At 67.9% G+C, this 19,841-nt stretch carries 14 protein-coding genes and 4 pseudogenes; 7 read left to right on the plus strand and 11 right to left on the minus strand.

The features are described from left to right. Nucleotides 1–2 precede the first annotated feature (2 nt). The 4 genes and pseudogenes from ACFE71_RS01755 to ACFE71_RS01770 all read left to right on the plus strand — a co-directional run. Nucleotides 3–359, plus strand: a complete 357-nt coding sequence (locus tag ACFE71_RS01755; protein WP_375427098.1) for a MarR family winged helix-turn-helix transcriptional regulator — start codon at nucleotides 3–5, stop codon at nucleotides 357–359. Between the two features lie 96 nt (nucleotides 360–455). Then, nucleotides 456–2,522: a malate synthase G gene (locus tag ACFE71_RS01760; RefSeq protein WP_375427168.1), complete on the plus strand. Its 2,067-nt coding sequence runs from the start codon at nucleotides 456–458 to the stop codon at nucleotides 2,520–2,522. A 415-nt stretch (nucleotides 2,523–2,937) separates the two neighbouring features. Then, nucleotides 2,938–3,306 (plus strand): annotated as a pseudogene (locus tag ACFE71_RS01765) (trypsin-like serine protease); the annotation flags it as partial. A gap of 450 nt (nucleotides 3,307–3,756) precedes the next feature. Beyond that, a pseudogene (locus ACFE71_RS01770) lies at nucleotides 3,757–3,885 on the plus strand (PEPxxWA-CTERM sorting domain-containing protein); the annotation flags it as partial. 31 nt (nucleotides 3,886–3,916) lie between these two features. Here the strand turns inward: ACFE71_RS01770 and ACFE71_RS01775 are convergent. Genes ACFE71_RS01775 through ACFE71_RS01785 form a run of 3 tightly spaced genes read right to left on the minus strand, consistent with a single transcriptional unit; the run spans nucleotide 3,917 to nucleotide 6,017 of the window. Beyond that, the gene (locus tag ACFE71_RS01775; protein ID WP_375427099.1) at nucleotides 3,917–4,285 is read right to left on the minus strand and encodes a hypothetical protein; all 369 of its coding nucleotides are present in this window, start codon (nucleotides 4,283–4,285) and stop codon (nucleotides 3,917–3,919) included. Next, complete coding sequence (locus ACFE71_RS01780) at nucleotides 4,285–5,154, minus strand: metallophosphoesterase family protein (protein WP_375427100.1); 870 nt, start codon at nucleotides 5,152–5,154, stop codon at nucleotides 4,285–4,287. Before ACFE71_RS01780 ends, ACFE71_RS01775 begins: the two co-directional genes overlap by 1 nt. Then, nucleotides 5,151–6,017 (minus strand): hypothetical protein, encoded by an 867-nt coding sequence (locus ACFE71_RS01785; protein WP_375427101.1) that lies wholly within the window; start codon nucleotides 6,015–6,017, stop codon nucleotides 5,151–5,153. The genes ACFE71_RS01780 and ACFE71_RS01785 overlap by 4 nt, the downstream gene beginning before the upstream one ends. Nucleotides 6,018–6,557: 540 nt before the next feature. Between ACFE71_RS01785 and ACFE71_RS01790 the strand changes: the two genes are divergently transcribed. Further along, a complete protein-coding gene (locus ACFE71_RS01790) occupies nucleotides 6,558–10,307 on the plus strand; it encodes a Calx-beta domain-containing protein (RefSeq protein WP_375427102.1) in 3,750 nt (1,249 codons plus the stop codon). Between the two features lie 73 nt (nucleotides 10,308–10,380). Here the strand turns inward: ACFE71_RS01790 and ACFE71_RS01795 are convergent, their stop codons facing one another. The 5 genes from ACFE71_RS01795 to ACFE71_RS01815 all read right to left on the minus strand — a co-directional run bounded on the left by ACFE71_RS01795 (nucleotide 10,381) and on the right by ACFE71_RS01815 (nucleotide 14,606). Continuing rightward, nucleotides 10,381–10,905, minus strand: coding sequence for a CAP domain-containing protein (locus tag ACFE71_RS01795; RefSeq protein WP_375427103.1), 525 nt, complete (start codon nucleotides 10,903–10,905; stop codon nucleotides 10,381–10,383). Nucleotides 10,906–10,935: 30 nt separating this feature from the next. After that, entirely contained in the window at nucleotides 10,936–11,673 is a 738-nt protein-coding gene (locus ACFE71_RS01800; protein ID WP_375427104.1) for a L,D-transpeptidase family protein, read from the minus strand. Nucleotides 11,674–11,680: 7 nt separating this feature from the next. Next, the gene (locus ACFE71_RS01805; RefSeq protein ID WP_375427105.1) at nucleotides 11,681–12,541 is read right to left on the minus strand and encodes a PEP-CTERM sorting domain-containing protein; all 861 of its coding nucleotides are present in this window, start codon (nucleotides 12,539–12,541) and stop codon (nucleotides 11,681–11,683) included. 178 nt (nucleotides 12,542–12,719) lie between these two features. Next, nucleotides 12,720–13,133 (minus strand): glycosyltransferase, encoded by a 414-nt coding sequence (locus ACFE71_RS01810; RefSeq protein ID WP_375427106.1) that lies wholly within the window; start codon nucleotides 13,131–13,133, stop codon nucleotides 12,720–12,722. A gap of 126 nt (nucleotides 13,134–13,259) precedes the next feature. After that, nucleotides 13,260–14,606, minus strand: a complete 1,347-nt coding sequence (locus ACFE71_RS01815) for a glycosyltransferase (RefSeq protein WP_375427107.1) — start codon at nucleotides 14,604–14,606, stop codon at nucleotides 13,260–13,262. A 283-nt stretch (nucleotides 14,607–14,889) separates the two neighbouring features. Here ACFE71_RS01815 and ACFE71_RS01820 point away from each other — a divergent pair, with 283 nt between their 5' ends. Then, a complete protein-coding gene (locus ACFE71_RS01820; protein ID WP_375427108.1) occupies nucleotides 14,890–15,468 on the plus strand; it encodes a PEPxxWA-CTERM sorting domain-containing protein in 579 nt (192 codons plus the stop codon). A gap of 211 nt (nucleotides 15,469–15,679) precedes the next feature. Here ACFE71_RS01820 and ACFE71_RS01825 read toward each other — a convergent pair. Further along, nucleotides 15,680–15,781, minus strand: a pseudogene (locus ACFE71_RS01825) (PEPxxWA-CTERM sorting domain-containing protein); the annotation flags it as partial. 216 nt (nucleotides 15,782–15,997) lie between these two features. Then, a pseudogene (locus tag ACFE71_RS01830) lies at nucleotides 15,998–17,185 on the minus strand (PQQ-dependent sugar dehydrogenase); the annotation flags it as partial. 150 nt (nucleotides 17,186–17,335) lie between these two features. Here ACFE71_RS01830 and ACFE71_RS01835 point away from each other — a divergent pair. Continuing rightward, entirely contained in the window at nucleotides 17,336–18,340 is a 1,005-nt protein-coding gene (locus tag ACFE71_RS01835) for a hypothetical protein (protein WP_375427109.1), read from the plus strand. A 78-nt stretch (nucleotides 18,341–18,418) separates the two neighbouring features. Here the strand turns inward: ACFE71_RS01835 and ACFE71_RS01840 are convergent, their stop codons facing one another. Next, nucleotides 18,419–19,648 (minus strand): NF038122 family metalloprotease, encoded by a 1,230-nt coding sequence (locus ACFE71_RS01840; RefSeq protein ID WP_375427110.1) that lies wholly within the window; start codon nucleotides 19,646–19,648, stop codon nucleotides 18,419–18,421. Between the last annotated feature and the right edge of the window lie 193 nt (nucleotides 19,649–19,841).

A 19,841-nucleotide genomic window follows, 5' to 3' on the forward strand; every position in this document is an offset into this window, starting at 1 on the left:
CGCTGTTCGGGCTTTCGATCCCCGAATGGCGGCTGGTCGCGGTGGTCGCGGAGACGGGCGGGACGAGCCAGAACGCGATCGGCGCGCGCACCCGCATGGACAAGGTGACCGTCAGCCGCGCCGCCATCGCCCTGGTCGATCGCTGCCTGCTCCAGCGCGGCGACAATCCGGGTGACCGGCGGTCGCACCTGCTGACGCTTACCCCCGCCGGACGGGAGCTCCACGCCGCGGTCGCGCCCAAGGCGCTCGAGCTGGAGCGGCGTATCTTCGCCGGCTTCGGCCGCGCGGAGGTGGAGGCGTTCATGGCCATGCTCCGCCGCATCGACGCGGTGACGCTGGCGCTGGACGATCCCGGCTAAAGGCTTGCGCGCGCGGGCGGGCTGGGGCAGGCGACCCATGCCCTCCCCAGGTGATGATGGCTCGACTTGCGCCGGGTGGAGGATGACGTGACCGACATGCTGGATCGTAACGGGCTGCGGGTGGCGGGCGTGCTCGCGCGCTTCGTCGAGGAGCAGGCGCTGCCGGGGACGGGCGTCGACCCGGCCGTCTTCTGGGCGGGCACGGCGGCGATCTTCGCGCGTTTCACGCCGGACAACCGTGCGCTGCTTGCCCGGCGCGAGGACTTGCAGGCGGCGATCGATGCGCGGTACGTCGCGGGCGAGCCGGTCGACGAGGCGTTCCTGCGCGGGATCGGCTATCTCGTGCCCGAGCCCGGGCCGTTCACGATCGGGACCGAGCGGGTGGACGCGGAGATCGCGCTCATGGCCGGGCCGCAGCTTGTCGTCCCTTCGCTCAACGCCCGCTTCGTCCTGAATGCCGCCAACGCGCGGTGGGGCAGCCTGTATGACGCGCTATACGGCACCGACGCGCTGCCGGGCGAAGCCAAGCCCGGCGGGTACGATCCGGAGCGCGGCGCGCAGGTGATCGCTCGCGCCAAGGCGTTCCTCGACGAGGCCGTCCCGCTCGCCGAGGGAAGCTGGACCGACTTCGTGGGCGGCGATCCGGTCTTGCGCGATCCGGCCCGGCTTGTCGGTCGCGCGGGCGAGAACATGCTGTTCCGGCACCACGGCCTGCATATCGAGGTGGTGATCGACCGGGCCCACCCGATTGGGCGCACCGACCCCGCCGGCATCGCGGACGTCGTGCTCGAGTCGGCGCTGACCACCATCGTCGATCTGGAGGACTCGGTCGCCGCGGTCGATGCCGAGGACAAGGTCGCGGCCTACGCCAACTGGCTCGGGCTGATGCGCGGCGACCTGGAGGAGAGTTTCCAGAAGGGCGGGCGCATGGTGACGCGGCGGCTCGCGCCCGACCGCGACTACGCCGCGCCCGACGGGTCGGCGCTGACGCTGCCCGGCCGCAGCCTGCTGTTCGTGCGCAACGTCGGCCACCTGATGACCACGCCCGCCGTGACCCTCCCGGACGGGTCGGAAGCGCCCGAAGGCATCCTGGACGCGGTGATGACCTCGCTGATCGGGATGCACGATCTCAAGGTCCCGGGAACGCCGCGCAATAGTCGCGCTGGGTCGATCTACATCGTCAAGCCCAAGATGCACGGGCCGGACGAATGCGCCTTCACGAACCGGCTGTTCGACGCGGTGGAGGATCTGCTCGGGCTCGACCGTCATACGGTCAAGGTCGGCGTTATGGACGAGGAACGCCGCACCTCGGCCAACCTGGCGGCATGCATCGGGGAGGTCCGCGACCGGATCGTGTTCATCAACACGGGGTTCCTCGACCGCACGGGCAACGAGATCCACACCGCGATGCGCGCCGGGCCGATGATCCCCAAGGGCGAGATGAAGACGTCGGGCTGGATCGCGGCGTATGAGGACCGCAACGTGCGGATCGGCCTCGCCTGCGGCCTGTCGGGTCGCGCGCAGATCGGCAAGGGCATGTGGGCGGCACCCGATCGGATGGCCGACATGCTGGACCAGAAGGTCGCGCACCCCCGTTCGGGCGCGAACACCGCCTGGGTGCCGAGCCCGACCGCCGCCACGCTCCACGCGCTCCATTACCACCAGGTCGACGTGTTCGCGCGGCGCGGCGAGATCGCGGGGGAGGCGGTGCCCGGGCTGGACCGGCTGCTCGCCGTGCCGCTGGCGGGCGGGCGGAACTGGCGGCCGGACGAGGTGCGCGCGGAGCTGGAGAACAATGCGCAAGGGATTCTGGGCTATGTGGTACGCTGGATCGACCAGGGGGTGGGATGCTCCAAGGTGCCCGACATCCACGACGTGGGATTAATGGAGGACCGAGCGACACTGCGGATTTCGTCGCAGGCGATCGCCAACTGGCTGCTGCACGGGGTCTGCACCGAGGCGGAGGTGGACGCGGCGTTCCGGGCGATGGCGGCGAAGGTCGATACGCAGAACGCGGGCGATCCCCTGTACCTGCCGCTGAGCGGGGACGGGCTGGCCTACCGCGCGGCGCGGGCGCTGGTGTTCGAGGGGGTCGGGCAGCCGAGCGGATATACCGAGCCGTTGCTGCATCGGTTCCGGCGGGAGGCGAAAGGGCGGGGATAGTCGGCGCCGGGACGCGGGCGAGATCGCCCGCCATTCCGACCGCCTAACGACCTCTCATCGCAAACCGAAGTGACGACGATCCGGATCGTGATCAAGCTTCTTGACGCGAACGACGCTGGATGATTAACTCTTCGTTAACGGCCTGCAAGGGGTGGGCGTCGCAGTAGGGGGCAAGTAGATGAAGTCGCCTGTTCAACAAATCATCCGGCTCGGCGTACTGGCCGTAGGCTTGTCTACCGTCGCGGTCTCGGCGGACGCCGCGCCCGGCAAGACCATATCGGGCACATCGGGGCAGTTTTCCTACAAGGCGGCCAGCCGCATCGTCGGCCAGACCTCGACCGCCACGCTCGCGGCGGGCGGAAGCCCCCTCAACTTCGCGACGGGCCCGCGTTATAGCGGAACGGTGGCGTTGCTCATGGATTATGGCCCCAACGTCGGCCGCTTCGTCTGCTCGGGCAGCCTCGCGTCCGACCGCCGCTCCATCGTCACCGCCGCGCATTGCGTCAGCGGCGGCGCGGGAACAGCCAACCCGTTATCGACGACCGCGTTCTTCTATGGCGGCCCGGACCCCGATGTGGTCCTGTTCCAAAGTCCGCTCGCCACCGCCGTGAGCGTCGACCGCTATATCGTTAACCCGAACTACACCGGCGAGGTCATCGACCAGAACGACATCGCGGTGCTCACGCTGTCGCAGTTCGCCCCGGACTTCGCGACGAGCTACGACCTGTTCGACGAAGGCGACCTGACGGGCGACCGCTTCAACGTGGCGGGCATCGGCCAACGCTCCGATGTCGGCGGCCTCGTTGGTGCCAATCTCGGCACGGGACGCAAGCGCCAGGGCGACAACCGATTCGATTTCCGGTTGGGCGACGGCGACTTTGACGGGTTCTTTACCGATGCCGACGCGAACGGCGAGCGATTCTTCGGCACCGCCGATGTCGACTTCTCGTTCCTGTCGGATTTCGATCCCGGCAGGTCGTCCAACGACGCGTCGTGCCTGCTGGCCGGTGCGTTCGGGCTGGGCGGGGCGAAATACTGCAACCTCGGCGTCGGGGCGCTGGAGGTCAACGTCGCCGGGGGCGACTCGGGCGGTCCGCAATTCATCGACGGGCGGCTCGCGGCGGTGACCTCGTACGGCCTGTCGTTCGGCGCCGATTTCGGGGACATCGACGAGGACCTGAACAGCAGCTGGGGTGAATTCAGCGGCTATGTGCCGACCTACATCCATCGCGACTTCCTCTTGGCGTCCTTCGTGCCGGAGCCGGCGACCTGGGCCATGATGATCGTGGGGCTGGGCATGATCGGCGGCTCGCTCCGCCGCCGCCGTCCGGACGCGCGGACGGCGGCCATCGCCTTCGGCTGATCTTCCTTGCGGTCGATCTTTTAAAGGCCGCTCAATTGTCGAAGTATCGCCGGGAGCCGGACATACGGCGGCGATTGCGGGTGGCGATCGCCCAACCGGTGAGCCCGAGACCAAGCTCGGTGAGCAGGAGCAGCGCGGTCATCAACGCGCCGGGGGCGGCGCTGAAATACGCCAGCGCCATCGCCGCCGCGAGCGCCGCGACATGGGCGAAGCATGCGATCAGCACGCGCGTCCGTCGCGCCGGGTTCGGCGCGTCGAAAGGCGTGACGATCGCCAGGCATGCCGCCGCGACGAACAGCGCGACGGGGATCCCCGCGGCGACCTCCCCCACCCACGCCCAAACCGCGACGGCGAGCGACAGGATCGCCAAGATCGAGGCGAAGATGCGAAGCCGTACCATTATAATCCCCCTGGACCGTCGCCGGGCGGGAACATTCCCGACCGGGGCGGCCCCGCTGCGCCGATCCGCGCCTGAATGAAATCGATGCCCGCACCCTCCAGGCGAACGGCCGTCAACACGCCCGTCGAGTAAGCGCCCGTATCGATCCCGACCCGGTTCGGCGTGATCTCCGGCGCGTCCGAACTCCAGCTGTGACCGTGAACGACGACCTTCTCGAAGCGGTGGTCGGGTTCGAGGAACTCCTCGCGGATCCAAAGGCAATCCTCGTCGTCCTGTCGCGCGAGCGGTACGCCCGGCCGGAAACCGGCATGGACGAAGGCGTAATCGCCGCACGTCGTCCGGATCGGCAGCGCGCGCAGGAAGTCGAGGTGCGACGCGGGCATGCGGTCCATCAACTCGTCGCGCAGTCGCCGACAATCGACGTCCGCGAGGTCCATGTCGCTGTCGGGCGCGTGGACGCCGTAAGCGCGCAGCGTCGGGCCGCCGTCCCGTCGCAGCCAGGGCAAGCTTCGATCCGGCCGATCCAGGAAGTCGAGCAGCATCGCTTCGTGGTTGCCGCGCAGGAACGCCACCTCGATCGCGGCGTGGCGGGACAGCCAGACGAGCGTGGTCAGCACGTCGGACGATCGCGGGCCGCGATCTACATAGTCGCCGCAGAATATCAGCAATGGAGGCCTGTCGCCGGCGAGCCCTTCCATGTCCGCGACGATCGCCTCCAGCAGCGCGGTCAGCAGGGCATAGCAGCCATGGATGTCGCCGACCGCATAGACGGTCCGACCGTCGGTGGAACGCGCGCGGGGCGAGGACGGAACGGGCGCGCGCCGGACCACCTGGATGTCATGCGGACGACCCGCGACGGCGGTCGTCACCTGGCGACTTCGCGGCGCTCTTCGTCGAGCGCGTCCGCGAGCTGTCGGTAGCGGCTGATCGTTCCATCGGGATCGTCCTCCGACTTCTTCCATGCCTGGTTCCAACGCCTGCTGACGGCGGAAAGCCATAATTTCGACACGCCGTCCCGCTTGGCCGCATCGTAGGCCACGCGCAGCCTGGCATCGGCGTTCAGGACGTCCTGGTAGATGCAGCGATCTTCCAGGCTGCCGGGCGCGCAGCGCGCCATCGCGATCGAAGATCCCGCGCGTTCGCGGCGGCGGAACGCGACCGAGGCGACGGTGTCCGCCCTGGCCGATCGCGGGCCGGATGCGGGCCGCGATGGCCGCGCCGCCTCGATCGGGCGTGGTTTCGGGGCGAGCCCGGACGGCCGCGCCCGCGCGCCGCCCGATGGCACGCCGAGCGATGCCGGGCTGGGCGAAGGGATGGGATCGGCCACGGGACGAGGATCGGCCATGGGACGAGGATCGGTCGTCGGGCGGGAGGCGACCGCGCTGAAGTCGACGAGCGATGTCGGCGCGGTAATCGACGGAATAGGCGCCGGAGGGTACGACGATACGATGGGCGACCGGACGGAAGCGGGCGGGAGCAGCGTGGTGACCGTTGCTTCCGACATGCGTGCGGTGGGGCCGTTGGCACGTCCATAGCCGATGGCCAGGGTGGCGACGACGACGAGTACGGCCGCGGGCGCGATGAGCGCGACCTGTCGCCAGCCGCGGCCGACCCGCCCGCGCCGATGTCGGACGTCATGGTGGAACGCGGGAACGAGCGCACGTCCGGCCAGCGGCTTGAAGATCCGCTCCATGTCGGCGGTGACGTCGCCCGCCGTCGGATCAGTCGGCATCGCAATTCCACCTTCCCCGCGCCGGTCGCGGCGAACGAGCGTACCAATAAAGCATCCAAGATCGTACCATCCGCTTGGTGTGGCGGGAAGGGGCTGCTTGGCCTCCATCGGTTATCGCCGGCTGGCGGGCGCGTTCGGTGCGCCGCCGGCCTCGATCCGATGAGGCGAGTACATGGCCAACCGCTTCATCTTATGCCCGATCCGAACGCGGGCAGGTCGACATGGGCCGGCCCCGGCATGCCGGATTTGTGTTAGAATGGCACACGGGCCTCCTTCTCCTCGCCGCTGATCCTGGTGGACCCCTTCCCGCATTCGTCCGGCAGGGCGTCGACCACGACCTGCCGCGTCATCCGGGGTCGCCGCCATGGCGCGGGTGACCTCGTATCCCCGGCTGCGGGCCTGGGGCACCGCACCCGACGCGCCATGCCGTCGGCCGGCGACGAGCGACGCGAGCCAACGCGGCACTGTCACAAATCGACGCTACCGGAGCCGGATCGACGGCGGACGCTCCGCAACAACGTCGCTTCCGGAGATTCAACCATGGCCGCCAACGTCTTCTTCAACGAGCTCCATTACGACAACGCTGGCACGGACACCGGTGAGGGTTTCGAGCTCGCGGGGGCCGCGGGCACCGACCTGACCGGGTGGCGCGTATTCCTTTACAACGGCAGCGGCGGGGCGTTCTACGACCAGGTCGCGCTGGCGGGCGTCATCCCCAACGCGCAGAACGGCTTCGGCACGCTCTCCTTCCTGCGCCCGAACATCCAGAACGGCGCGCCCGACGGGATCGCTCTGGTCGACGCCGCGGGCATCGTGGTCCAGTTCCTATCCTACGAAGGCGTGATGACCGCGACCAACGGTCCCGCATCGGGACTCACCAGCGTCGATATCGGGGTGGCCGAGGCCGGGACGGAGGCGGCCGGGCTCAGCCTGCAGCTGAAGGGGTCGGGGTCGCAGGCTGCCGATTTCCGCTGGTCGGCGCCTACGGCCGGCAGCTTCGGCGCGGTCAATGCCGGCCAGGCGTTCGCCGGACCCGCTGCGGCCAACGGTACGCTGTCGATCGGCGACGCATCGATCGTCGAGGGGAATGGCGGCGCGACCGACATCGTCTTCACCGTGACGCGGGCCGACGGCAGCGACGGCGCGGTCTCGGCGAGCTATTCGGTCGCGTTCGGCATGGGCGCGGGGCAGGCGTCCGCCGCCGACTTCGCACCGGGCTTCGCGGCGACCGGCACCGTCTCGTTCGTCGCCGGCCAGACCATCGCGACCGTCCGCCTGCCCGTCGCGGGCGACACGGCGTTCGAGGCCGACGAGGCGTTCACCGTCGAGCTGTCGGCTCCGCAGGGCGGCGCGGCGCTGGGCGATGCAGTCGCGACCGGCACGATCGTCAACGACGACGCGGCACCCCCCGCCGGTCCGGCCAACGTCTTCATCAACGAGATCCATTACGACAATGTCGGCGGCGATGTCGGCGAGGCGATCGAGGTCGCCGGGACGGCCGGCACCAATCTTACGGGTTGGACGCTGGTGCTCTATAACGGCAACGGCGGCGCGGCGTACGGCACCTTGTCGCTCGGCGGTGTGCTCGCGGATCAGCGGAACGGTTTCGGCACGACGTCCGTCGCCGCGCCCGGCCTGCAGAACGGTGCGCCCGACGGCGTCGCGCTCGTCGATGCCGCCGGCCGCGTGATCCAATTCCTGTCCTACGAAGGGGCGTTCACCGCCACGAGCGGCCCGGCCGCCGGGATGACCAGCACCGACATCGGCGTCGCCGAGGAACCAGCGCCGGGCGTCGGCTTCTCGCTGCAGCTGAAGGGACGTGGGTCGAGCGCGGCCGATTTCACCTGGACCGCCGCGTCCGACGACAGCTTCGGCCAGGTGAACGAGGGCCAGACCTTCCTGTCGCCGACCGGCACGGGCGAACTCGCCGTCCGCGACGCGCAGGTGACCGAGGGCGATGCGGGCACGCGCGCGCTCACCTTCACCGTCAACCGCGCGGGCGGCACCGCGACCGCGGCGACCGTCGGCTACCAAGTTACTTTCGGCACCGCGGACGCCGCCGACCTCGCGCCCGGCGCGGCGCTGAGCGGTACCGTCTCCTTCGTGGCCGGTGAGGCGAGCCGCACGATCACGGTGGACGTCGCCGGCGACACGGTTGGCGAGCGCAACGAGACGCTGTTCGTCACGCTGGGCGCGACCACCGGGAACGTGGTGGTGACCGACGGCGCCGCGACGGGCGTGATCGTCAATGACGACCCACTCCGGCTCGCGATCGCCGAGGTCCAGGGGCGCTCGCACAGCTCCGCCTTCGTCGGACAGACGGTGGAGACCGACGGCATCGTGACCGCGGTCGACACCAACGGCTTCTATCTCCAGTCGGCGGTCGGCGACGGCGAAGACGCCACGTCGGACGGCGTGTTCGTGTTCACCCGAACCGCGCCGGGCGTGCGGGTCGGCGACGGCGTGACGGTGCGCGGGGTGGTGGGCGAATTCCAGGGCGGGCCCGCCGGGCTGTCCGTCACGCAGATCGCCTCGTCCGTCGTGACGGTCGGCAGCGTCGACAACTTCTTGCCCCTCGCCGTCCTGATCGGCGAGGGCGGGCGTCGGCCCCCCACCGAGACGCTCGACGACGACGGGCTGACGAGCTTTGACCCCGCGACTGACGGGCTCGACTTTTTCGAGTCGCTGGAAGGGATGCGCGTCACGATCGACCGGCCGATGGCGGTGTCGAACACCAACGGGTTCGGCGAGACCGACGTCGTGGCGTCGTTCGGCGCGGGCGCGAGCGGGATCAACGCGCGCGGCGGCATCACCGTGTCGCCGACCAACGCCAACCGGTTCGGCGATTTCAACCCGGAAAAGATCCAGATCGACGACGATGCGGGCGTGTTCGCGGGGTTCCTCCCCGACTTCACGATCGGCGACCAGCTGGGCAGCGTGACCGGCATCGTCAATTACGCGTTCGACAATTACGAACTGGTCGTCACCGAGGCGGTCGCCGTCACGACCGACCAGATGCTGTTCCGCGAGTCGACCGACCTGCGGGGCGGCGCCGACGAGCTCTCAATCGCCACCTACAACCTCGAGAATCTCGATCCCACCGACGGCAAGTTCGACCTGCTGGCGGGCGACATCGTCTATAGCCTGAACGCGCCGGATATCATCGCGGTGCAGGAGATCCAGGACGCGGACGGCGTGGGCACCGGCTCCGACCTATCGGGGCTGGCGACCGCGCAGCTGCTCATCACCGCCATCCAGAACGCCGGTGGTCCGCGGTACGCCTATGTCGAGGTCGCGCCCGACGCTCCCAATTCGACCGGCGGCGAGCCGAACGGCAACATCCGCAACGGCTATCTCTACAATCTCGACCGGGTCGCCTATATCGACGGTAGCGCCCAGCTCATCACGGGTCAGGCTTATAACGGCACCCGCAAGCCGCTCGTCGCGCAGTTCGCCTTCGCGGGCGAGGTGGTGACCGCGATCAACGTCCACCTCACCTCGCGCCTTGGCAGCGATCCGCTCCAGGGCGACACGCAGCCCGCGGCCAACGCCGGCGAGGCCGCGCGCGTCGCCCAGGCCGCCGGCGTGAAGGCGTTCATCAACGATCGTATCGCCACCGACCCGGCGTTCAACGTTGTCGTGCTGGGCGATTTCAACGGCTTCTATTTCGAGCCGGAGCAGACCCAGCTGACCGATCCCGCCCGGGGCGGCGTGCTCACCAACCTGAACTCGCTCCTGCCGGAGGAGGAGCGCTACTCGTTCGTGTTTGACGGCAATTCGCAAGCGCTCGACAACATCCTGGTCTCCGGCGGACTGGTCGGCGGTGCGCGGTTCGATGCGGTCCATATCAACGCCGAGTTCGCGGGCGAGCGCGGGACCGACCACGATCCGCAACTGGCGATCCTCCGCGTGACGTCCAGGCCGGGCATGCGCACCGATGCGGCGACCGTGCAAACGGACGCGGCCGACGACATCGTGTTCTTCGGCGGCGCGGTCGACACCTTCACGTTCGGCGCGAGCGATGGGACCGCCATGTTCGCCGACCCGGGCATCGCGGAGACCCGCATGGCGTCCCACGACGATCCGTCGATGTCGGGCGGTCGAGTGGATGGGGTTCATCGGCGTGGAGCCGCGGAGTTTCCGGACGCATCGGATGTCGAGTTCGCTCACCAATCGGTGGCCCGGTCCGCATCGCCGGACGAGCTTTTCGGCGACCGGACATCACTCGATCCGCTCGCCGAGACTGCCTATCTGGGCCTCATGCGGTTTGAACTCGCTTTCATCCTTTGAACGCGCGCTCGATCGAGGCCCCGGCTTCGATCGAGCCGTATCCGTCGAGGGATCGGTCGGTCGGGACCAAAGCCTAGAATGGCGACTCGCCGATGTAGTTTCCGGCTTCGCTGTATCGGCAGACGAGGATGTCCTCGCCACCGCCGGTGGCCTTTGCGCATCCGACCTGGAGCGTTCTGCGCCACACCAGTTGGGTATAATGTCCGACATCGGCGACCCGGCCCGTGACGCTATTGTCGGGAAATCGCCCCGATCGAAAGTTGCGCTTTTCCCGAACCCAGCCGTCGACCATCGCCTCGGCCGAGAAGCGGTCCCGGGTTCCGGCCCACAGGTTCTCGCCCTCGTGATCGGCGCGCCCCTCGGGAGCATGTTCGAACTTGCCCGTGGCCGCCAAGTGATTGGCCCAAACCCGCGCGGACGTGGCGAGGTCGGTGTTCCAGCGCATCGCGGGAACCCCCACGGCATGACGCTCGCGGTTGTGCGACGCCAGCACCCTGGCTTCGAGGTTGCCCGTCAGGTCGGTCGCGCCGGTCAACACGGGCGTCGCCGCCAGCAGGGCCAAGCTACTCGCCAGAACCTTCGCATCACGTAACGCCATCGCCGATCGCCCCCGTTGATCGGGGAAGGATTAGGTGCCGGTGGTCACCTGGCCCTTGACGGTGTCGGTTACTTGTTCGGTCACCATTTTCAGGCCCGAGCCGCGACCGCGCGCGTCCCGGGTATCGTGCTCGGCGTGGATGGAGTCCGATCCGGCCGCCACGATGTGGACGAGATCACCCCGTTTGACCTGATCGAACACGCGGCTCGCGAAAGCGATCGGGATGCCGATGCAGCCGTGGGTCGCGGCATAGGCGCGGACATCGCTCGCATGCACCGCCACGCCGTCGCCGGTCAGTCGAAGCATGTAGGGCATGTCGGCGTCGTAGATCGAAGAACGGTGCGTCCGGGCCCGTTCCAGCACCGGGTAGACCCCGGCCGGCGTCGGCTTGTCATCCGCCCCATACAGGATGACCGAGGAGCCGATCTCGTGCCCGCCGCGGAATACGGAGATGAGTTGCCGGGACAGGTCCACGCGCATCCAAACCGGCCCGGGCGGCACGTCCCGGTCGTTCCACACGTAATCGCCGAACTTCAGCGGCCGGACGATGTTCAACAGGCTGATGACCGCCCGGGTTTCGCCGTCGGGCAGCGCCAGCGACGGACGCCGTCCCGCCGGATAGACGATCCTCGCCCCGGGTGCGAAACCTACGTCGTCGACGGCGGCGACCGCCGGTGATCGGCGGACGGCGGATCGCACGTCGAACAACGCGAGCGCGCCGGCCCCGACGATCCCGGCCAGGACGATCCACCTGATGGCGGTCGGCATGTTCCGCTCAAGCCGCGTCGCGCGAGCCTGCGCCGGAGGTGGACGGGACGGCTTGGTCGCGGGACGCGCGGACGATACGACGGCGCAGCCCGACTCCGATCATCGCCATTCCGACGATCATCGACAGCCAGGTCGTCGGCTCGGGAACCGGGGTCGTGACCTCGGAAACCGGGGTCGACATGCCGGAGCCCGGCGTTCCGACCGTCGAACCGCCCCCGCCTACGCCACCGCCCCCGCCTACGCCACCGCCCCCGCCTACGCCACCGCCGCCGCCCACGCCTCCGGGCGAACCGATCCCGATCGACCCGGGTGAGCCGAAAGCCGGCAACGCGGGCCCGAACGCGCCCGCGCCGACGACCGGACCCGCATCGCCGTCGAGGGGCGCTCCGTCACCGAGCGCGACCACCGGACCATTTCCCGCGAGCAGCCGATCGCCCGCGGCGACGGGGACCGGCCGCGTCCGGCCGGCGGAGAGCACCCTTTCCGTCGGCGACGCGGCGCCCGGGGGCGGGACGGCGCTTTTCGAGGCGAGACGTTTCTTGGTTCGCGCCAGGGCCCCCTCGGGTCGCTGCCCCGGTGACCGGGCGGCGAATATCGACATGGGATCGCGCAGGGCGGCGGCCAGCGCGCTTCCCGCTTGCGGACCCGGAAAGAAGGCGGCCGCCATCAGGCCGGCGAAGATCGCCAACGTCGTCGCAGCCAAGGTCGCCGTGCTCGATCGGTCCGCCGTCCGGCGAGTCGCGCCGTGCGACCGCATCTTACCGCGCCGCGACCCGCGATCGACCAGGATCGACGACGCCGCGCCCACCCAGGTGCGGAACGACGCGATAGTTCCTTTGAGCCCGCCAAGTTTCGAGAGGTTACGCATCACTGAACGCCCTGTTGAAACGGTCGGCCGCGGATTACGGATCCGCGTCGCCCCCGACCGTGAATTACTTGATCTATGAAACTATCATGCACTCGGCACGGCGTAAATGCGTCGACCCCACCTCCGGCGCTCGAGAATTCTCACCGCCCGAAACGGGGACACATGACAGTTAATTTAACTATCGTGAGTTGGCCGAATATCGTTCACCGGCGAGCGGTCGACGGGACCGCCGTCCGGCGGCGATCATGGCCGACCCATACCGGCCTACCGATCGCCGAGACCGCAGGAGCCGCGCCCGTTTCGGTCGAGCCTTTCGAGGATCATCCGGGCCCAGGTCGCATGCATGGCCGTATGCGTTCGGGTCGACCTGCCTGCCCGCGCCGTCCCCCCATTCCGTGCAGCCGAGCCGGATCGCGGCCGCTTCGACCAGGACGGCGGCCAGTGCCTCGGCGTTGTTCGGTTCGTACAGCGGGCCATTCCGGCCGTGGGTGATGATCTGGCGATTGTCGGTCGTCGCGCTGACGAGCACCAGCAACCCCCTGGCGAACGCGTCATATACGACACGCGGCTGTTCGTATTGGTCGGATATCAAGGAGCAACCGGCTCCGCGGGCACCTCAGCCAGCCTTCCGCGGCCGTGGTTGATCGACGGGGTGGAATGGCCTCGCGGCAGCGATGGTTGATAGGCGAAGGTGATATCGCATCAGAACGGCGAGGCCCTAGGTCGCGGCCTTGATCAAATCGGAGCGGTGTCGGAACACCTCGGTGTCGTTGAAAGGATGACCGTCGGCGCCGGCGGTACGGATCAGGCTCGCCAGCATCGATCGGTCGATCGCCAGTCGTTCGATCACATCGGCGAGCCGCTGCGGTTCCCCCTCGGTCAGCATCCCGCCTTGATGTCGCTTGATGAGGTCGCGCGGGTAGGCCGAGTCGTAGCCGACGATCGGCGTCCCCGAGATCAGCGCCTCGACGAGACAGCGAGGCGACTCCGGGGTCTTGTGGCAGAACAGGAAAATATCCGCCTCCCTGATCTTGCGCAGCAACAGCTCGCGATCGTAGATCGCGCCGGGCAAGAAGATCGACTGATCAAGCCCCGCCGATGAGACCGCCACGCGCGCGGCCTCCAGCGCGGGCCCGTCCCCATACCAATGAGCGGTGAACTCGACGCCGCGCCGTGCGATCGTCGAGAGCGTTTCTATCCAGTCGAATATGCCTTTTTCGGCATGGGCGCGGCCGGCGTAAATTATTCGGAGCGGTCCATTTGGGCGAGCTATCTTGGCATCCAGTTCCGCCGGAGCGATGCGGTCGGACTCCCCCAAGTGGATATCGTGGACCAAGTGCGGCGCGCGGCTGAACCTTGCATAGGCCGCGTAGCAATCCGCGCCATGAAACAAACCAATGGTCGCGCGCCGTACGATCAACCGTTCATACCGCTTCATCGCAAAAGCGATGGCGGACCAGTAGATCCTGCGTACTCCTCGCGATGTGGATGCGTGAAATCGGGTGACCTCCGACTCCACCCGATCGGTCCAGATACTGAATGTACGTCCTTTGCGATGCGCGCGTAGCGCCGCGATCGCCGCCCAATCACCGAACAGCCCGCCGATCGCGAAAGACAGGTGGGTGCTTTGATCCACGAGTTCGTCCAGGATGGCCGACACGCCGCGCAACGATCGCGCAAAGCTCAGCGGCGCTCGGCTGTTCGGCAGGCGAATAACTCGAACGCGTCCATCGAAATCACTTTCGCGAAGCGCCACGACATCGGCTGGCGCAACCTCGACGCCCAATGCCGGCATGCAAATGATCAGACTATTGAAGTTGTCCAGCCATCGATGAATACCGTTGTGAGCTTGCCGATCAATCAGTCCATTTTCGCCTGACCCATAGACCGGAAGCGGTAGCACGAGCAGGAGCGTCGACCGCTGGAGCGATCGAATGCCCACGTCGCGCAGATCCTCATCATCGCTCCGCTGCATGATGGCAACCATAAGTCCGTTGCAAGCGAGGTCAATCGCCCCGTCGATGTCGCCCGGCAACCTCGGCGTCGCGAGTGGAAGCGCGGTCATCGCCCGGAGCGAACGCGTGCCACGCACTTTGGGCACATTGTCGGACTAGGCCGACGTTCGGCTCGCGACGCCTTGCGCGGCCGCTCGGGCGCTATGCTGACCAAGCCAGAATCGGCGATGACGGTGACTCGGCCCGCTCGCTCCGGCTTGGTGACGCAGGCCGTAAGTCCCGTCATGACACAGGACTTAACAAATCCGTAAAGGCCTCGTCACACGACTGTCCTAAACAACCAGCAGACGGCGCAGACAGACGACGCCGATACCAAAGTAAGGATGCTCACCGATGAAGTTCAAGCTGCTCGCGGCGGTCGCCGCCGCGACCGTGTTCGCCGCCTCGGCCGACGCCGCCATCCTCCGCTACGACCTCCAGGGTACCGTCCCGAACAAGTTCACGCTCCGGTTCGAGCTCGACACGACGCGCGCGCCCAGCACCAGCACTTCGCAAGGCTTGCGCTATAACGGCGTCGCGCTCACCTACACGTTGCCCGGAAGCACCACGCCGATCACCGAGAACGGCCAGTTCGACGGCGTGACCTTTCAGGTCCTGAACAACCAGGGCGGCCTGTTCGCGGGCTTCCTCGAGGGCGCGCCCAACAACAACAACCGCGTCCAGGTGTTCGGGCCGGAGCTTTTCTCCGGTTCGACCTCGAGCCCGACGATGTTGACGGGCGTGTTCCTGCTATCGGACATCCAGCGCCAGCGCATCACCGATCCGCTTCAGGTCAATTATCGCCTGACCGTCACCGACGTCACGCCGGGCGCGGTGCCCGAGCCCGCGAGCTGGGCCATGCTGATCGCTGGCGTCGGCATGGTCGGCGGCGCGATGCGCCGCCGTCAGGTCCGGGTGCTTCGCCCGGCCTGAAGCGGTCGCACCCAACTCTTCGGCGTCTCGGGGTCGGGCCGCTCCGCCATCGCAGGAGGGGCGGTGGGTCGTATAATCGCGGTGAACGCGTAACGGACCCGGAAAGCTTGCCGAACGACCGATATCGCGGCCCGGGTCGCCGGGAGCGATCAGTCCGACGGCGCGGCGTTCGAGGTGTTCACCGACTTGGGCGGCCCATTCCGGTCCGTGATCATCCGGCGCAGGCGATCGGGATCCGCCGCCGCCGCAGGGTGCCGCCGACCAAGCCGAAGCCGACGATCAGCATCATCCAGCTCGCCGGTTCCGGTACCGCGATCAGCGAGTCCAGCCGGTAGATGTTCCCGAACGTCTTGCTCAGGAGGTAGAGTTCGCCGTCGCCGTCGCTGCCAAGGCGGAGATCGACGCGTCCGCCGGAATAGGGATTGCCGTCCAGCTGGGCCAGCGTGGTGTCCACGCCGCCGAAGCTCAGCCCAAGCTCGCGCAATAGGCCGGGCTCGGCGCTCCCCGCCGAGAGCGGATCGAAATAGAACAGGCGACCCGATACGAGATCGGACAGGACGGTCATCCCGCTCAGTTCCGGCATGGCGCTGCCCGTATAGGCGAACACGCCGCTGACGGCGGCGAACCCGAACGCGCCGGAGCGCTGGATCTCCTCATGGTCGTACTGCGCGACCGGATCGGTGAACGCACCGTCGTTGGACGGCGTGTCATAGACGTTCGGGTCGCCGTCGCCGCCGCAGGCGAAGGTGCCTTCGCGCGCGGGCCAGCCGTAATTGCGTCCGGCCAGGCCGACGTTGATCTCCTCCAGCCGCGATTGCCCGATATCGGCGATCAGCATGCGGCCGGTATCCGCGTCCCAACTGAAATGCTGGGGATTGCGCAGGCCCGACGCCCAGACCTCGCCGAGCGCGTCCGGCGACGCGGCCCGGGGGTTGTCCGTCGGGATCGTGTACGCCTGCCCCTGCGGACCGGCGGCGGGATCGATGCGGAGGATCTTGCCGAACGGGCTGCCGGGGTCCTGCGCGTTGCCGTACGGGTCGCCGACCCCCCCGCCGTCGCCGAAACCGATATAAAGCTTGCCGTAATCCGCGCTGCCGGGCGTCGCGGTGGTGTTGAAGGCGATGGTGCCGGCGCCGTGGTCGCTCAGCGGCTGCGCGACACGCAGCACCTCGCGCTGCGTGAGGATGGACGCGGTCGCGGCCCTCGGGTCGGCGACGCGGAACTCGTGAAGCACGTTGTCGTGATCGACGCCCGGGCCGCGGCCGGACAGCGTGGCGCGACCCGACGGCCTGCTCGTATCGATCGTGTAGAAGACGCCGTAGCCCGGCAGGTTCGCATCGCCTGCGAAGTTCGGATGGAACGCGAAACTCATCAAACCGGTCTGTCCGGGACTGCTGGCGTTGCTGAAGCCCGCCACGGCGGTCCGGATGTCGAACCAGGTTTGGGGCGCTCCGCCGTTCCGGCCGATCACGGTGATCGTGCCGCGGGTATCGTGCGCGAACAAACGCCCCGAATCGTCCTGAACCGTTCGCAGCGATTGAAGCCGGGATCGGTAACCGTCGATCACGGGATCCCCGCTCGCCGGGACTTGCCCGATGAAGTTCAGGCCCACGCGCGCGCCGAGCGCGATCGGCGCCGGCACCGGATTGATGACCACGGCGGCCTGCGCCGCCGAGGCCATGAACAGCGACAAGGTCGCCAAGCCGCGCTTAACCATGATCGCCTCCCAAAATCCGTTCTATCACGACGTGGCGACAATAACGTGGTCGAGTCAACTTGGTTAATTGTGCCATTTTGACCAGTTTCACTTAAGTTAATCTTTACCGTTCTCCGGTATTTGCTTCGGAAAGGTCGCAAAGGATTGAAAATGCGCAAATGGTTGGCGATTGCCGGTAGCGGCGTGATGATGTCGGCATGCGGCGGCGGATCGGGCGGCTCCGACACCGTGACGGTGGTATCCGGTGCGCCGATCGCGCCTGCGGCACCCGCGCCCGCGCCCGCGCCCGCGCCCGCGCCCGCGCCAACACCAACACCCGCGCCGACACCCACGCCTTCGCCCTCCTATTCGCGATTCGTCGATCTTGTCGGAAGCAGGACATTCCAGACCGCGTGCGCATCGCTGGTCCTCGACGCCAACCCGCCGACGCCTCAGCCGGCGACGCCGTTCGGGGACGGGCTGACGCTCGACCATACCGGATCGGCCGGCGGCTGGGCGATCGGCGGGGAGGGCCTGGCCTTGTCGTTCGGCGCGAGCGACGCGGTCGCGGCGTCCACGGGCCAGCGCAGCTTCGAGCGGATGGTCGCAGGATCGGTTCAGCGTCTCACGATCACCGATCCCGTCGCGGCTGGCGGCACGCTCGATTTCGCGCGCAGCCTTGCCCTGCGGGCCGACCGATCGGCGGGCGCGACCCTTTATTCCTGCGTGTTTGGTGTGCCGACGAGGCCGGCCGATCGTCCGACGGCGTCGATCGGCTATGGCAGGGTGGGCGTGAACGGCACCGCCTATGTCGCCGATGGAAACGGCGTCATGCGGACCTATTCGTTGGAGGCCAGCACCGGGACGGTCGGCTACGACGCCGCGTCCAACGCGGTGGTCGTGCGTATGCGATTGATCGGCAACCTGCAGACGTCGAGCGGCATCGCATCGGCGACCACCGACCTGGGCACCTTCACCGGTAGCGGGACGGTTAACGCCGTTCGCAGCCAGTTCTCAGGCCAGCTCGACGGCAGCGACCGCGTCAGCCTGTTCTCGTCGTTCAGCGGCTGGTTTTTTGGCGACACGGAAGCGGCGGCGGCGTTCGAGATCCTGGCGGCCGACCCGGATAGCGGCAACCGCATGTCGGTCGTCGGCACGGTCGCCGCCGCCCGGTGATGCGTGCCGGGGCCGCCCGGGCCCCGGAAATCCGACGGGTCGGCGTCGCCCGGTGGGCGACGCCGACCCGTCGCGGTTTCAGGCCGCGAAGGCGACGCGCACCGTCCACTTACGGCGCACAGCCGCGCCGGCGAAGCCGAATCCCAGGATCATCGTCATCCAGGTTCCCGGCTCGGGCAGCGCGTTGAGATACTGCTGATACACGGTCGCGGTATCGATCCGGTAGCTGGCGTTCCGTAGCGGGTCGAACGCCGTCCGCCAGCCGATCACGTCGAACGCCGTCAGGTCGAGCGCGGTGATCTCCTGCATCTGGCCGCGGCCCGAGGTCGGGTCGAGGATGCCCAGCTGCGGAGCGCCCGCCGGGGAGTCCTTGAAGTGCGACGCCTGGCGGCCGTCGCCGTTGCGCACGCCGGTCGACACCAGCGAGCTGCCGAATACCTGGGTCTGCCCGCCGTCGATCGAGAAATACGGCGTCCCCTGCGTCGACCAGTCGAGCACCCCGGGCGCGGAATAGCGGAACATGTCGAGACCCGTGGCGACCGTCACGTTCTCCAGCGCGCCCGCCCGCGAGTTGGTCGGCGTGCCGTTGCCGGGCGCGGTGAAGGCGTCGTAGGTGTCGACGCCGCTACGGAAGCCGAGCGCGTGGCCGATCTCGTGGATGGCGACGCCAATAAAGTCGAAATCGGTCGACGTGATGCCGTTGCGCGGCTCGAAATCGAAGCCGAAGCTCGAGCTGAACAGCACCGTGCCGTCCGGGGTCGAGCCGTTGATCACGGCTCCGTTCGCGTCGGTGACCATGCCGAGCGCCTTGCTGGTCGACTTGTTAATCGAAACGACCGAGTTGTTCTGCGAGCCGTCATTGTCGGTGCGCAGCGCGGTATCGACATAGCCGGTGCCCGCGTCGTTCAGCGCGTTGGCCTGCGCCGTGACGGCGTTGAGGCCGAACTGCGCCGATACGCTGAGCGGGCGGAGGTTGGTCACCGCCGTCAGGTCGGCGCTCGACGTCATGTTGTTGAATAGCGACATATAATAGGCCGAGTTGAACTGCAGCGTCGTCGCGCTGCCCGTCGAGCCGAGGACGTTGGGGGCCAACGCGCTGAAGCCGATGTTCAGATTGACGGTGACGTTGTTCGTCAGCACCGACGACCAATAGAAGGCGGCGGCCTCGAACCCGTGACGCGCGATCGTGCCCTGCGCCGTGCCGCCGGTATCGATGAGGTTGAACGTCAGCGCCTGCGCGGGAGCCGCCGTGATCGCCGTGCCCGCGCCGAGCGCGAGCAGCAAACTGGTTTTCCAGGAACGTCGCATATAAATCTCCCCGTTTGGACCAGGCGGACTGGCGCGCCGTTGTTGGTCGCCGCGGTCCCGCCAAACGCCTGACGAACAGTCAGTCTCGTCTAGGTCGACCAGTCAAGCGCGACATGTCCGGTTTCGGGACGGAACTCTGTCCTAAAAAGGGAAGATGGTTAATATGTTCAAAAGGTGTTGCGCTGCGGCCACA

This window comes from uncultured Sphingomonas sp., from assembly GCF_964237155.1.
GTDB lineage: Bacteria > Pseudomonadota > Alphaproteobacteria > Sphingomonadales > Sphingomonadaceae > Sphingomonas.